This is a genomic window from Pseudomonas anatoliensis, from assembly GCF_017976235.1.
Taxonomy (GTDB): domain Bacteria; phylum Pseudomonadota; class Gammaproteobacteria; order Pseudomonadales; family Pseudomonadaceae; genus Aquipseudomonas; species Aquipseudomonas anatoliensis.
In genome coordinates this window covers 636,818-650,067 of the sequence record NZ_JACVHC010000002.1, presented here as the reverse complement: position 1 = coordinate 650,067, position 13,250 = coordinate 636,818, and the positions used below count along the sequence as shown (strand labels likewise).

The 13,250-nt window shown below is 59.2% G+C and carries 14 protein-coding genes; all 14 read right to left on the bottom strand.

Features of this window, described 5'->3' with window-relative positions; translation table 11 throughout:
* Positions 1 to 8: 8 nt before the first annotated feature.
* The 14 genes from araG to mltG all read right to left on the bottom strand — a co-directional run bounded on the left by araG (position 9) and on the right by mltG (position 13,250).
* On the bottom strand, positions 9 to 1,553 hold the full coding sequence (gene araG / locus ICA16_RS08315) for an L-arabinose ABC transporter ATP-binding protein AraG (protein ID WP_210554022.1): 1,545 nt from the start codon (positions 1,551 to 1,553) through the stop codon (positions 9 to 11).
* A gap of 55 nt (positions 1,554 to 1,608) precedes the next feature.
* Positions 1,609 to 2,613 (bottom strand): substrate-binding domain-containing protein, encoded by a 1,005-nt coding sequence (locus ICA16_RS08310; RefSeq protein ID WP_150605241.1) that lies wholly within the window; start codon positions 2,611 to 2,613, stop codon positions 1,609 to 1,611.
* A gap of 135 nt (positions 2,614 to 2,748) precedes the next feature.
* Positions 2,749 to 3,567, bottom strand: coding sequence for an SDR family oxidoreductase (locus ICA16_RS08305; RefSeq protein ID WP_150616007.1), 819 nt, complete (start codon positions 3,565 to 3,567; stop codon positions 2,749 to 2,751).
* 270 nt (positions 3,568 to 3,837) lie between these two features.
* On the bottom strand, positions 3,838 to 4,713 hold the full coding sequence (locus ICA16_RS08300) for an SMP-30/gluconolactonase/LRE family protein (RefSeq protein ID WP_150605239.1): 876 nt from the start codon (positions 4,711 to 4,713) through the stop codon (positions 3,838 to 3,840).
* A 131-nt stretch (positions 4,714 to 4,844) separates the two neighbouring features.
* Positions 4,845 to 5,561, bottom strand: a complete 717-nt coding sequence (locus ICA16_RS08295) for a FadR/GntR family transcriptional regulator (RefSeq protein WP_150616008.1) — start codon at positions 5,559 to 5,561, stop codon at positions 4,845 to 4,847.
* 141 nt (positions 5,562 to 5,702) lie between these two features.
* Positions 5,703 to 6,263, bottom strand: coding sequence for a DUF1285 domain-containing protein (locus ICA16_RS08290; protein ID WP_210700377.1), 561 nt, complete (start codon positions 6,261 to 6,263; stop codon positions 5,703 to 5,705).
* A gap of 16 nt (positions 6,264 to 6,279) precedes the next feature.
* Complete coding sequence (locus ICA16_RS08285) at positions 6,280 to 6,885, bottom strand: DUF4823 domain-containing protein (RefSeq protein WP_150593043.1); 606 nt, start codon at positions 6,883 to 6,885, stop codon at positions 6,280 to 6,282.
* A gap of 124 nt (positions 6,886 to 7,009) precedes the next feature.
* Complete coding sequence (locus ICA16_RS08280; protein ID WP_150616010.1) at positions 7,010 to 7,978, bottom strand: GTP 3',8-cyclase MoaA; 969 nt, start codon at positions 7,976 to 7,978, stop codon at positions 7,010 to 7,012.
* Positions 7,979 to 8,115: 137 nt separating this feature from the next.
* Complete coding sequence (locus tag ICA16_RS08275; protein ID WP_007908276.1) at positions 8,116 to 8,754, bottom strand: TetR/AcrR family transcriptional regulator; 639 nt, start codon at positions 8,752 to 8,754, stop codon at positions 8,116 to 8,118.
* A gap of 472 nt (positions 8,755 to 9,226) precedes the next feature.
* Complete coding sequence (locus ICA16_RS08270) at positions 9,227 to 10,018, bottom strand: TatD family hydrolase (RefSeq protein ID WP_210700376.1); 792 nt, start codon at positions 10,016 to 10,018, stop codon at positions 9,227 to 9,229.
* A 14-nt stretch (positions 10,019 to 10,032) separates the two neighbouring features.
* Positions 10,033 to 10,389 (bottom strand): PilZ domain-containing protein, encoded by a 357-nt coding sequence (locus ICA16_RS08265; protein ID WP_042560427.1) that lies wholly within the window; start codon positions 10,387 to 10,389, stop codon positions 10,033 to 10,035.
* Positions 10,390 to 10,446: 57 nt separating this feature from the next.
* The gene (locus ICA16_RS08260) at positions 10,447 to 11,430 is read right to left on the bottom strand and encodes a DNA polymerase III subunit delta' (RefSeq protein WP_210700375.1); all 984 of its coding nucleotides are present in this window, start codon (positions 11,428 to 11,430) and stop codon (positions 10,447 to 10,449) included.
* Positions 11,423 to 12,055 carry a dTMP kinase gene (gene tmk / locus ICA16_RS08255; protein WP_150605233.1) on the bottom strand — a complete coding sequence of 211 codons (633 nt, stop codon included), beginning with the start codon at positions 12,053 to 12,055 and terminating at the stop codon, positions 11,423 to 11,425. Before tmk ends, ICA16_RS08260 begins: the two co-directional genes overlap by 8 nt.
* A 19-nt stretch (positions 12,056 to 12,074) precedes the next feature.
* Positions 12,075 to 13,250 (bottom strand): endolytic transglycosylase MltG, encoded by a 1,176-nt coding sequence (mltG, locus tag ICA16_RS08250; RefSeq protein WP_210554026.1) that lies wholly within the window; start codon positions 13,248 to 13,250, stop codon positions 12,075 to 12,077.

Here is a 13,250-nt window from a genome sequence, read left to right as displayed (position 1 = left end):
GTCACCTCTCAGTTCGCCACGCCGTCAGCACGGTGGCGCGGCAAAGCCAGTTGCAGCAGGTTGGATTCATTGGCCTGGTCGCGGCTGACTTCGCCGCGCAGGGCGCCTTCGCACAGCACCAGGATGCGGTCGGAAATACCCATCACTTCCATCAGGTCGCTCGACACCACAATCACCGAAATACCGTCAGCGGCGAGGTTGTGGATGATCTGGTAGATCTCGGCTTTGGCGCCGATGTCGATGCCACGGGTCGGTTCGTCGAGCAGCAGGACTTTCATCGGCATCGACAGCCAGCGACCGAGAATGGCCTTCTGCTGATTGCCGCCGGAAAGAAACTTGATCTGCTGGCCGGCGTGGGGCGTTTTGACTTTCAGTGCCTTGATCTGTTTGTCGGCGTTGCCCTTCTCCCACAGACCGCGAATCAGGCAGCCAAGCCCCGAATGCGCGCCGCGCGCACTGATGTTGATGTTCTCGGCGACGCTGGCCAGCGGAATAATCCCTTCCTTCTTGCGATCCTCGGGGCACAGCAAAATCCCGGCGGCAATGGCATCGCGCGGTGAGCGCAATTTCAGTTCATGGCCGCGCAGTTCAAGGCGTCCGGCGGTTTTGCGTTCCAGACCACTGAGCAAGCGAAACAACTCGGTGCGCCCTGCCCCGACCAATCCGAACAAACCAAGAATCTCGCCTTTGTGCGCCTCGAAACTGATCGGCTCACGCAGGCCCGGACCGAGCAGGCCGTTGACTTTCAGCGCCACTGCGCCGCGTGGGCGATTGCGGTAATCGTAGATGTCCTGAATGTCGCGGCCGACCATGCAGGTCACCAGTTGATCGTGGGTCAACTGGCTCATGTCCTCGAAGGTGCGCACGTAGCGACCGTCCTTGAACACCGTCACCGCGTCGCAGATCCGGAACACTTCTTCCATGCGATGGGACACGTAAAGCACGACTTTGCCTTCGTCGCGCAGGCGCCCAATGATCGCCATCAAACGGTCGATCTCGCGCGCCGAAAGGCTGCTGGTCGGTTCGTCGAAGGCGATCACATGGGCGCCACGCGACAGGGCTTTGGCGATTTCCACCAGTTGCCGTTGGCCCAGCGACAAACGCCCGACTTTGGTCTGCGGATCGATTTCATCGGCCAGGCCTTTGAGGCAATCCAGTGCTTGCTGACGCAGCGTGCCGCGATTGATCAAACCGAAACTGGCCGGCAGATGACCGAGGAACAGGTTTTCGGCGACGGTCATTTCCGGCACCAGATGCAGCTCTTGGTGAATCACCGCCACGCCGCTGCCGATGCTGTCGGCGGTCGACTTGAACGCCATCGTCTGCTCGCCGATCTGCAACTCGCCGCTGCTCGGAATGTAAGCGCCGCCGAGGATTTTCAGCAGGGTCGACTTGCCGGCGCCGTTCTCGCCCATCAAGGCGTGAACCTGGCCGGGATGGGCGACGAAGCTGATGCCGTCCAGCGCTTTCACGCCGGGAAAGGTTTTGCCGATCCCGTTGAAGCGCAGGCTGCCGCCGTTGCGTTGTTCTTGTGTTTGTACTTGCGCGTGCATTTAAGCCACCTCTTCACACCGTTCAAACGGCCCGGTTGCCCGGGCCGTCGCTACGTCAGTTCCACAAGCCGATTTTTTCCAGCTCTTGCTTGAAGTTCTCGCGGGTGATCAGGGTGACGTCGTCCATGGCGGTGTATTTCGGCGGCTCTTTGCCGGTGGTGACCCACTCGTACATCATCTCGGCGGTCTTGTAGCCTTCGATGTGCGGGCTCGGCAGCATCGAACCGAAGAAGCCGCTGTTAGGCTTTTTCAGTTCGCCGATGGCGTCGGTGCCGTTGATGCCGATGCCGATCACGTTGGCCGCGGCGAACCCGGCGGCTTCTGTGGCGCGGACGCCGCCGAGCACGGTGTTGTCGTTCATGCCGCCAATGATCAGGTTCTTCGCCGCGCTCGGCAGTTTCACCAACGCCGAGTTGGTGGCATCCATGCTGCCTGGCACATCGAGGGTTTTCAGTGCGGCGAAGAGGATGTGATCCTTCGGCATGCCGGCGTCTTCGAGGGATTTGACCGAGCCGTCTGTGCGCTTCTTGCCAGTGTCGAGTTCGTTGTAGGTGTTGACGACCGCGTAGGTGTCTTTCCAGTCCCAGTTGCGTTTTTTCGCTTCGGCGACCATCGCGGCGCCCTGCTTCTGACCGACTTCAAACGCGGCCATGCCGAGGTACGGCACGTCCTCCATGAACTTGCCGTTGGCGTCGACAAAACGGTCGTCGACGGCAATCACCTTGAGGTCATTGAGTTTGGCTTTGGCCATGATCGCCGGGCCGAGCGACACGTCCGGCGGGCAGATCACAAAGCCCTTGGCACCGTTGGCGGCGAGGCTGTCGATGGCCGACAGGGTTTTTTCGCCATCCGGGACGGCGATCTTGATCAGTTCAAAACCCCTGTCCTTGGCGGCTTTCTCGGCGAAAGCCCACTCGGTCTGGAACCACGGCTCCTCGGCCTGCTTGACCAGGAAACCGATCTTCACCGCATCGGCGGCGAGCAGCGAACTGCTCAGGCTGAACGCGGTGACCGCGAGCGCGGCACTGCACAGGGTACGAATCCCGAAACGACGTTTCATAAGCTGACTCCTTGTTATTTTTTTTGAGCAATGTTTGAAAAGCGGTAAAGCACGTTCCTGCAAAGCCTGTTGAAAATAGTCATATCGTATGATGATTGGATTTCAGGCGGATTTCTTCGCGTGGAATCCGATCGATCAGTCGTGGTACATCACCGAGCGGCCACCATCGATGGTGATGCACGAAGCATTGATGAATGGCGCTTCATCGCTGGCCAGGAACACCGCCGTCATCGCCACTTCAAGCGGCTGACCAATGCGTTTGGGCGGGTGCAGGTCGAGGGCACGTTGACGCTCGGCATGCGGGTCGGCGAAACCATTCCAGTAATCGACGTTCAGTTGCGTTTCGATGTAGCCCGGTGCGATGGCGTTGACGCGAATGCCCTTCGCTGCGTATTCGATACCGAGTGCGCGGGTCAGTCCCAGCAACCCGTGCTTGGCTACCGGGTACGGGAAACAGCCGGGAATAATGTGCGAAGAATGGGTCGAGGCAATGTTGATGATGCTGCCGATGCCCTGCTCGATCATTTGCGGCAGGACCGCTTTGCAGCCGTACCACGCGCCGTCGAGGTCGATGGCGAAGCAACGACGCCAGTCCTCTTCGGTCATCTCCAGCGGATCGCGGAACACATTGACCCCGGCGCAGTTGACCAGCACGTCGATGCGCCCGTGCAGTTCAACGGCGCGTTTGGCCATGGCGTGCAGATCATCCTGGCGCGACACATCAGCCTTGATCGCCTGAACGTCAAAGCCTTGCTCGCGCCAATGGGCGGCAACCTTCTCGACTTTTTCGGCCTGGATATCACTGATCAGCAGCTTGGCTTGCTGCGAAGCGAAAGCAGCGACGATGGCTTCACCGATGCCCTGAGCGGCACCGGTGAGCAGCACAACCTTGTTTTTCAGGCGCTCGCCCTTCGGCGGTGCTGGCACCGGCGGCAGGGAAAGAGGTTCAGCCATGGCTCAGGACTCCTGTTCGCAAGCGCAAAAAAACCGGGCATCTGACGATGTCCGGTCTGGAGAGCGTTTAGAACTGAACAGGCAGGCGCCACTGACGGCATTGAACCGTTGCGTGGCACGGACTCCGCGTGGGAGTGCGATGGAAATTCGCTGCATCACTTCACCTGTTTTGTTCTTTTTAAGTGTGAGTGCGTGTTACTGCTGGAGCCGACTATAAACCCGACCGCCAAATAATCTCAATATATAATTTTGCATCCCATATTTTGGGATTTAACCAGCGAAACGCGTACAGAGCTTTCCTGCAACATCAACCCGCATCGACAGTACCGCGCCGTCCAGCGGATGGTTGTGAGGACTCATGGCGCTGGTGATGTACAGGGTTTTCAGGTCCTCGCCGCCGAACACGCAACTGGTCGGGCGACTGATCGGCAGATCGATTTTGCGGTCGACCTTGCCATCCGGCGACAGTCGCAAAAGACAGCTGCCGTCCCAACGGGCGTTCCACACATAGCCTTCGGCATCCATCGCCGAACCGTCAGGACCGCCATGTTGGTCGGGGCCGTACCAGATGTTGGCGGTGTCGAGGTTGCCGTCGGTGTGGATGAAGTAGCTGTACAACGTGGCGTCCATGCTGTCGCCGAACAACACCCGGGTGCCGTCGTCGCTCCACAGCAGCGTGTTGGGAATCCCCAGGTTGCGCAGCAACGGCGTGACGCGTTTGTCGGGATCGATACGGAACAGGGCCCCGGAACGCCGGACGATCGGCAGATCTTCGCCCTGCTCGCCGATGTTGTTTTGCATGGTGCTGAGCCACAGTCGGCCTTGCCCGTCGCAGCGGGCTTCGTTGGGTCGATTGCCGGGTTGCGGGTCGGCGACGCAGAACAGCGTCAGGCGCGGTTCAAGTCCCGGGGAGTCGAGGTCAAGGCGATAGACGCCACTGCTCAGGGTGACCAGCGCATCGCCGCTGGCGCAGGGGATGAACGCGGAAACGTGCTCGGGCATTTGCCAGATCTGCACGTTTTGGTCGATCAGGCGCAGGGCTTGTTGGCCGGCGATATCGACCCAGTACAGCGCCTGGGTCGGCGCGTCCCAGAACGGGCCTTCACCGAGTTGGGCGCGGTGTTGGGTCAGTGCGGTCCAGGTCATATCGACTCCTTCGTTATTGTTTTTATCTGTAGGAGTGAGCCTGCTCGCGATGGGACCGTGTCAGTTGAAATTAAAGTCACTGATCTACCGCTATCGCGAGCAGGCTCACTCCTACAATGGGACATGTGTTTTCAGCCGGCCTTTTTGTCGGCCATGACTTTCGGGTAAAACCGTTTGATCGCCAGGTCTGCGTTGTCGATCAGGGTCATGCAGGCCCACACACCTCGCGCAGAATCGCGAGCGGCGATGGCGTCGGCCATGTCTTTGTGAATCGGCAAGGTGCGGCGCAGTTCATCCGGATCGGCCGCTGATACTTCGAACGAGACTGCCAGCAACGCGCCCAGCGCCGGGACCATTTGTTCGATGAACTGATTATGGCTGGCGGCAAGGATGCATTCGTGGAAGGCCTGATCGGCACGGTTGTAATCGCCGCCGCTGTCTACCGCGCGCTCGAGGGCGTTGTAGGCCAGTTGCACGGCGTCGATCTGCTCCAGCGTCGCCCGTTCGCAGGCCCAGCGCACGGCCATCGGTTCAATGGTGCGGCGCAGGTCGAGCAAGTCATCGACGAAGTTTTCCGGCAGACCATTGCGTGACAGCCAACCGACGACCTGCGGATCGAACAGGTTCCAGCGGCGCACCGGCAACACGCGGGTGCCGACCTTCGGCCCGACTTCAAGCATGCCTTTGGCAACGAGGGTTTTGATCGCTTCGCGGATGACGGTGCGGCTGACGCCGAGCTGCTCGCCCAGATCCGCCTCGACCTTGATGGTCTGCCCCGGTTTTACCTGGCCAGCGGCAATCCAGCTGCCCAGCCAGTCAACCGTTGATGCATGAAAGCTGCTGGACATGAACACCTCAAAGCGGATCACAATGGGTGACCAAGCTAATGATCATATGATTGGGTGTCAACGACAAAAAAAGATCGCAGCCTTCGGCAGCTCCTACAGGGAACGCATTTCCATGTAGGAGTTGCCGAAGGCTGCGATCTTTTAAGGTTCGAGGCCGATACGGAAGAACTCGCCGCCACTCCACACACCAAGCCAGCGCTGGCCGTCGATTTCGCGACTGACAGCCAGTTCAACCATCTGGTAGAACACGTTGCGATGAATCAACGCTTCAAGGTTGGTGCGCATATGCACGTACGGTGCAGGCTCTTGAGTGACCGGATCGATCTCAACTCGAATCGGATGCTCTGGCCCGGCTTCGGCAGTTTCGTCGACATTGGTGGTAAAGCGCAGCACCTGCGCCTCACCCTCGCCTTCAACCTCCACGGCAATCGCCACGAACGGCGCGTCGTCGACCTTGATCCCGACCTTCTCGACCGGCGTAATCAAAAAATAATCATCGCCGTCGCGGCGGATGATCGTGGAGAACAGCTTGACCATCGGCTTGCGCCCGATCGGCGTGCCCAGGTAATACCAGGTGCCGTCCCGGGCGATGCGCATGTCGATGTCGCCGCAGAAGTCCGGGTTCCACAAGTGCACCGGCGGCAGGCCTTTGGTTTTGGGGATTTGTCCCAACAGGTCATTGGCTTTTTGCGGGCCACTCATGGCGTACTCCTTGAAATTACTGGTTGCCGATCCCCAACAGGCTACGCGCGTATTGCGCCAGCGGTGGGCCGATCAGGTCTTCGGGTTTGCTGTCGTGGAACGTCAGTAAACCGCCACGACTCTTGATCCGTGCAGTATCAATCAAATACTGGGTGCTGGTCTCGATCAACATGATCTGAATCACGCCGCCGTCAATACCGAGGCGATCCACAGCCTCCTCATCCAGCCACTCATCAGAGTTGCCGATGCGGTCGTCAGCCTTGGCGAATCGGGTGTAGAGCAGGTAATGCGCACCGGCGTCACGGGCTTCGCCCATTGCCTGATCGAGGCCTGCCGGCGCGCGGGCGCGGCGAACCATCGGGAAGTATTCGATAAAGCCTTTGAACGCTTCCTCAGCGACCACGTTCGGCCGCGGATACGAACCACCCGGCGGCGCAAATGCGCCCTGGGCGATGTAGATGAATGAGTCCGGCTGAATGCGGAAGTTGTTCACGCGGCGGCTGTCGCTGTGATCCAGCAGCCCCGCGTCGCTCATCTGATAGCGAGTGCCTTCGGCCATATCGCTGACAGTCATACAGCCGCCAAGCGCCAAAATGGCCAGCAGCAAAACCAGGCTACGCATCCTATTCCTCCAGAGGCCGGTGACGGAAAACCGGCGAATGGGCGTTGGATGCAGCTTTTGCGCCAGCTCGAAGAAGTCGTGACTTTATAGGTTGTCATCGCTAGCAGGCTAGCGATTGGATATGTCAGCCGCCGATGATTTTCATGATGGTTGCGCCGCCGGAAAACGCCACTTCCTGCTTGTCGCCCAAGGCCTTGACCAGCAAGCGCTGTAGCGCAGGCAGTGCCTGGTGACGCGGTTTATCGAGCAAATCGCCGACGTAGTGGCGGTTGCTCGACGACAGGCAACCATGCAGCCAACCGGTCGACGACAGACGCAGGCGTGAGCAGGTTCGGCAGAAAGGCACGCTTTCATTGGCAATCACCCCAAAATTACCCACCCCGGCAATCGCGTAACGCACCGCCGTAGCGTCGACAGGGGCATCAGCTTGCGCGTACTCGTAACGCTCACCGATCAGCTCCAGCAATTGTTGAAGACTGACAAACTGTTGCAGGAAGGCATTGGAGTCTTTGGCCAGATGGCCCATGCGCATCAGCTCGATAAAGCGCAGTTCATACCCGCGCTCCAGACAGTAGTCGAGCAACGGCATGACCTGATCGAGATTCTGCCCGCGCAACGGCACCATGTTGACCTTGATCTTCATCCCCGCTGCTGCGGCCTTATCCATACCGTCGAGCACGGTGGCCAGATCGCCGCCGCGGGCAATGCTGCGGAACGCGTCGGCGTCGAGGGTATCGAGAGAAACGTTGATCCGGCGCAGGCCGGCATCCACCAGCAGCGGGAGTTTCTTGGCGAGGAGTTGACCGTTGGTGGTCAGACTGATGTCTTCCAGCCCCATCTTGCCGACGGCGGTCATGAACGATTCGAGTTTGGGGCTGACCAGCGGCTCGCCACCGGTAATGCGCAAACGCTCGATGCCAGCAGCTTCGATCAGATACGCCACGCCGCGCGCCATGGCGTCGGCCGACAGCTCATCCTGCGCAGCCACCAACCGCTTGCCGTTGGGCACGCAGTAGGTACAAGCGTAATTGCAGGCTGAGGTCAGGCTGATCCGCAAATTGCGAAAACGCCTGCCTTGACGGTCAACGATCATGATCACTCCGGCGAAAGGAAATCGAGCGGCTAAAACTTGACTCACAAATCAAGTTTTAGCAAGCCCTATGCCTGAGTATATTCCTGCGGTACTGCGCCATGTAACGAAATCATCGCGCAATAAGGCAGCTGAATGGCTCAGCTGCTCGGCGTTTCCGGGTCGCGCTTGCGTTTGTTGCCCATGCGCACGCCGATGTCCATCAGGAACTGGAAGAAACCTTCCTGATCTTCCAGCACATTGCTCCAGAACGGTGAGTGGTACAGCGCGACCGCGCCGTGCACCAACGCCCAGGATGCGCAGTAGTGGAAGTACGGCGGCACGTCTTCGAGCTTGCCTTCGCTGATGCGACCTTTGATCAACAGGGTCAGGCGTTCGAAGTTCGAGGCACGGATCTTGTGCAGCTCCTCGACCATTTCCGGCACCTGGTTGCCCTTGACCACCTTCTCTTCGAGACGATCGAACAGACGGTAGCGCTGCGGATCGCGCATGCGGAATTCGAAGTAGGCACGGGACAGTGCTTCCTTGTCCTTGTCGACATCGGCCGAATGCAGCAGCTCGTTCAAATCGCGCTCGTAGTCGAGCATCAGGCGCAGATAGATCTCGGCCTTGGACTTGAAGTGTTTGTAGATCGTGCCTTTGCCGATACCCACGGCATCAGCAATCATCTCGACGGTGACACTGTCTTCACCTTGATCGAGGAACAGCTTGAGCGCGGTATCGAGAATTTCTTGCTCGCGGCGACGAAACTCACGGACCTTACGAGGTTCTTTGTGCATAAGAAAAAGGTCTGAAGGGTCAAAATTCGAAGCCGCGTATTATGCCTAACTTGCGCAAAAATGCACGGATCATCCGACCATATCTGTGTTTCTTGTTCATTTTGAGAACGTTTTCGGCGCAATGAGAACTCAACTGAAGCGAACGTATTCCAAATTTGTTTAAAAACCACGACCCGCTAACTGGACTGCACGCCAGACTGATCAATACTTCAACTGTCGGGCGGCATCTCCCCCAAGTGCCGCGCCGATAAAGGTACCAACGGACCGCGTGCCTTTGTTTTACTCCTAATGGTCTTAACCCGGATTCACCCCCCAGAACCCGGGTTTTTTTTGCCTGCGATTTGGTGATCGACCGGTCTATCCCGAACCTCACACTTGTAGCAGCTGCCGCAGGCTGCGATCTGTTGACCTTGCTTTTCAAAAAAAAGATCAAAAGATCGCAGCCTTCGGCATCTCCTACAGGTCGGCGGCGTTAACCTGAAGCTTTGACGTGCGCCAGCGGGAACAGGCGTTTGAAGTTCTCGGTGGTCTGCTCGGCAAAACGCTCGTACTTTTCGCCGCGCAGCATCGCCAGGAACTCTGCCACTTCACGCACGTATTGCGGCAGGTTCGGCTTGCCGCGATAAGGGATCGGCGCCAGATAAGGCGAATCTGTTTCAACCAGCAGACGATCCGCCGGGACTTTGCTCGCCACATCACGCAAGGCATCAGCATTGCGGAAGGTGACGATGCCTGACAGGGAAATGTAATAACCCATGTCCAGCGCGGCCTTGGCCATGTCCCAGTCTTCGGTGAAGCAATGCAGCACCCCGGCCTGTGGCAACGCGGCTTCACGCAGCAGTTCGAGGGTATCGGCACGGGCGCCGCGGGTGTGGATGATCACTGGTTTGCCGGTTTGCTGCGCCGCTTGCAGGTGCAGGCGGAACGACGCCTGCTGCAGCTCGGCGGCTTCCGGCTCGTAGTGGTAGTCCAGACCGGTTTCACCGATCGCCACCACTTTCGGGTGGTTGAGTTCGTGCAGCAACCAGTCCAGCGCGGGGGCGGCGCCGGGTTGCACATCGAGAGGATGCACGCCTACCGAGCAATCGACATCGTCGTAACGCTCGGCGAGCGCTTTGACGTCAGCGGCGTTGTCGGCGCTCACGCCGATGCACAGAAAATGCCCTACCCCGCGCTCGCGGGCCGCATCGAGTGCGGCATCCAGCGAGCCGTCATGGGCGGCGAGGTCGAGGCGATCAAGGTGACAATGGGAATCTACGAGCATAAAAATACGGCTACTTACATCGTATGAGTGGGACGGTCGGACTTGAGGGCTCCGGCCAGATGGGTTTCGATGCGACTGCGCGCGGTGTTGTCGCCGTCGTTGAACTGCACGCCGACACCGGCTGCGCGATTGCCTTGTGCGCCTTTGGGCGTAATCCAGGTGACTTTGCCGGCAACCGGGATCTTTTCCGGCTCATCCATCAGGTTCAACAGCATGAACACCTCGTCGCCCAACTTGTAGCTCTTGTTGGTCGGGATGAACAGGCCACCGTTCTTGATGAACGGCATGTAAGCGGCGTAAAGCACCGACTTGTCCTTGATTGTCAGGGACAAAATGCCGTTGCGCGGGCCCGGGCTGACGGGTTCATTCATGTTGACCTCCACTGCTGATCTTCAGAGTCTAGGCGCACACCGTCGTTTTTGCGGGGATCACCGCTGGCCTGGCAGTCCCGCCCATTGCACCAACAGCGCTTCGAGCAATAGCGCCGGATTGAGATTGGCTTTGCTCAACACTTTTTGGCGCTGCGCGAGGATCCAGTCCTGAATTTCGAGCACTTTGCCTTGGGCGCTTTTCTGCGCCAGGTACTGCACCACCTTGCGCATATCCGTCAGACCAAGGCCGGCTTCATCCTCAGTCAGTTGATAACGCAGGATCAGGCTCGACCAGTCACAGAACCAGTCGAACAAACGCAGCATCGGGATGTTTTTCCATTCTTCGGCCAATTGCGTGGGCGATTGCTGCTGTTTGAGCAACTTCTTCACCCCTTCGACCACTTGCGCGCGCTGTTCGCGTACGCCCTGGGACTGAAGAGTGACCGCCATCAACGGCGAACCAGCGGCCAGCGTCAGCAGTTCGACACGCTCCGCTTCGGAACTCTCCGGCAGCGCCTGAGCCAACCATTGCAGGCTCATCGCTTCGCTCGGCAACGGGCAGGCTTGCTGCACACAACGACTCTTGACCGTCGGCAACAAACGGCTCGACTGGTGGCTGACCAGCAACAACACCGTATTGCCGGAAGGCTCTTCAAGGCTCTTGAGCAAGGCGTTGGCGGCGTTGATGTTCATCGATTCCGTGGGTTCGATCAGCACCACCTTGCGCCCGCCCAGTTGCGCGGTCTGCACCACGAAACTGACCAGTTCGCGCACCTGATCGACCTTGATCGCCTTGTCGGCTTCTTCCGGTTCGAGAATGTAATTGTCCGGGTGACTGCCGGCCTTGAGCAGCAGGCAGGATTTGCATTCACCGCAAGCCTCCGGCGTCGGGTGCTTGCACAACAGACTGGCCATCAACCGCTCGGCCAGTGCGCGTTTGCCGATCCCGGCCGGCCCATGCAGCAGATAAGCGTGAGCATGCTGGCTCCGTCCGGCCAGTTGCTGCCAGAGGCTTTCTTGCCATGGGTAGGCCTCAGCCACGAGCCAGCTCCAGCAAATTCGGGAGCAAGGTATCCAGCGATTGTTGAACCTTGACCAATGGCTGGCCCGCATCGATGCGCACATAGCGCGCAGGATCGGCTTCAGCGCGCTTGAGGAATGCACTGCGCACCGCCTCGAAAAATGCCCGACCTTCCAGCTCGAAACGATCCAGACGTCCACGAGCGCTGGCACGGGCCAGGCCGATTTCTACCGGCAGATCGAAAATCAGCGTCAGGTCCGGGCGCAGATCACCCTGCACGAAAGCTTCAAGCGTCGCGATACGCTCCAGCGACAAACCGCGACCGCCGCCCTGATAGGCATACGTCGAATCGGTGAAGCGATCACACAGCACCACCGCACCGCGTGCCAGTGCCGGGCGAATCACCTCGGCCAGATGCTGAGCACGCGCAGCGAACACCAGCAGCAGTTCGGTATCCGGGTTCATGACTTCGTCGGCCGGGGCCAGCAGCACATCGCGAATCCGCTCGGCCAGTGGCGTACCACCGGGCTCGCGGGTCAGCACGACCTCGACACCGGCGGCGCGCAAACGCTCGGCGAGGTATTCGCGATTGGTGCTCTTGCCGGCGCCTTCAGGGCCTTCCAGGGTAATAAACAAGCCAGTCACAGGCAGTCCTTAATCAAAGTCATTGCGTGTTTTGTGGTGCGTCGGCGTCAGGAGTCGGCGCGGATTCCTCAGTCGGAACCTGCGGCAGCGACTCGGGCGCAGTATCCGGCGATGCCGCAGGAATCGACTCCTCGGCGGCCGGTGCCGCTTCCGGCGTAGTTGCCGGCGCCGGGCTGGAGCGGTAATCGGCACGGCGTTTGAGCTGAAATTCACGCACCGCATTGTTGTGTGCATCGAGATCGTCAGAAAACACATGGCTACCGTCGCCACGGGCAACAAAGTAGAGGCTGGTGCCTCCCACCGGATTCAGCGCCGCGTGAATGGCTTCACGCCCGACCATCGCAATCGGCGTCGGCGGCAAGCCAGGAATCACGTAAGTGTTATACGGCGTCGGCTCCTTGAGGTGAGCGCGGGTCAACTTGCCGGTGTAGCGATCGCCCAAACCATAGATCACCGTGGGATCAGTCTGCAGCTGCATGCCCAGCGCCATCCGGCGCACAAAAACCCCGGCAATCTCGCCGCGTTCCTGCGGTACACCGGTTTCCTTCTCGACCAGGGACGCCATGATCAGCGCTTGATAAGGTTCTTTGTACGGTGCATCGGCAGCGCGTTTTTCCCACTCTTTGGCCAGCACTTCGTCGAGACGATCGAAAGCCTTTTTCAGCAGCTCGGTATCGGACACGCCGCGCACGAAACGGTAGGTATCGGGGAAAAAACGGCCTTCCGGGAACAGGCCCTTGTGGCCAATCTTTGCCATCACATCGCTGTCGCTCAAACCATTGAGGGTCTGTTCGATTTTTTCATCTTTCGCCAGCGCGGCGCGCACCTGGTGGAAATTCCAGCCTTCAACCAGCGTCAGGCTGTACTGAACCACGTCGCCACGCTTCCACGAATCGATCAAACCGTTGACGGTCATCCCGGGCTGCATGCGGTATTCGCCAGTGTGAATCGGCGTACCAGCAAGATTGAAACGCCAATAGACCCGTAGCCAGAAAGCGTCTTTGATGACGCCATCGCTTTCGAGTCCAAGGAAGGTACGGGTCGGTGTAGAGCCTTTGGGCACATCCAGCAGTTCTTCCTGCGTGATGTTCAGGGGCTGTTCCAGCGCGGAGTGAATCTTCCAGGCGCTGGCGCCCAACAGCAGCCCTGCCAGAACCAGTCCGGTTTCCAGCAGCAGCAAAAATTTACGTCTCAC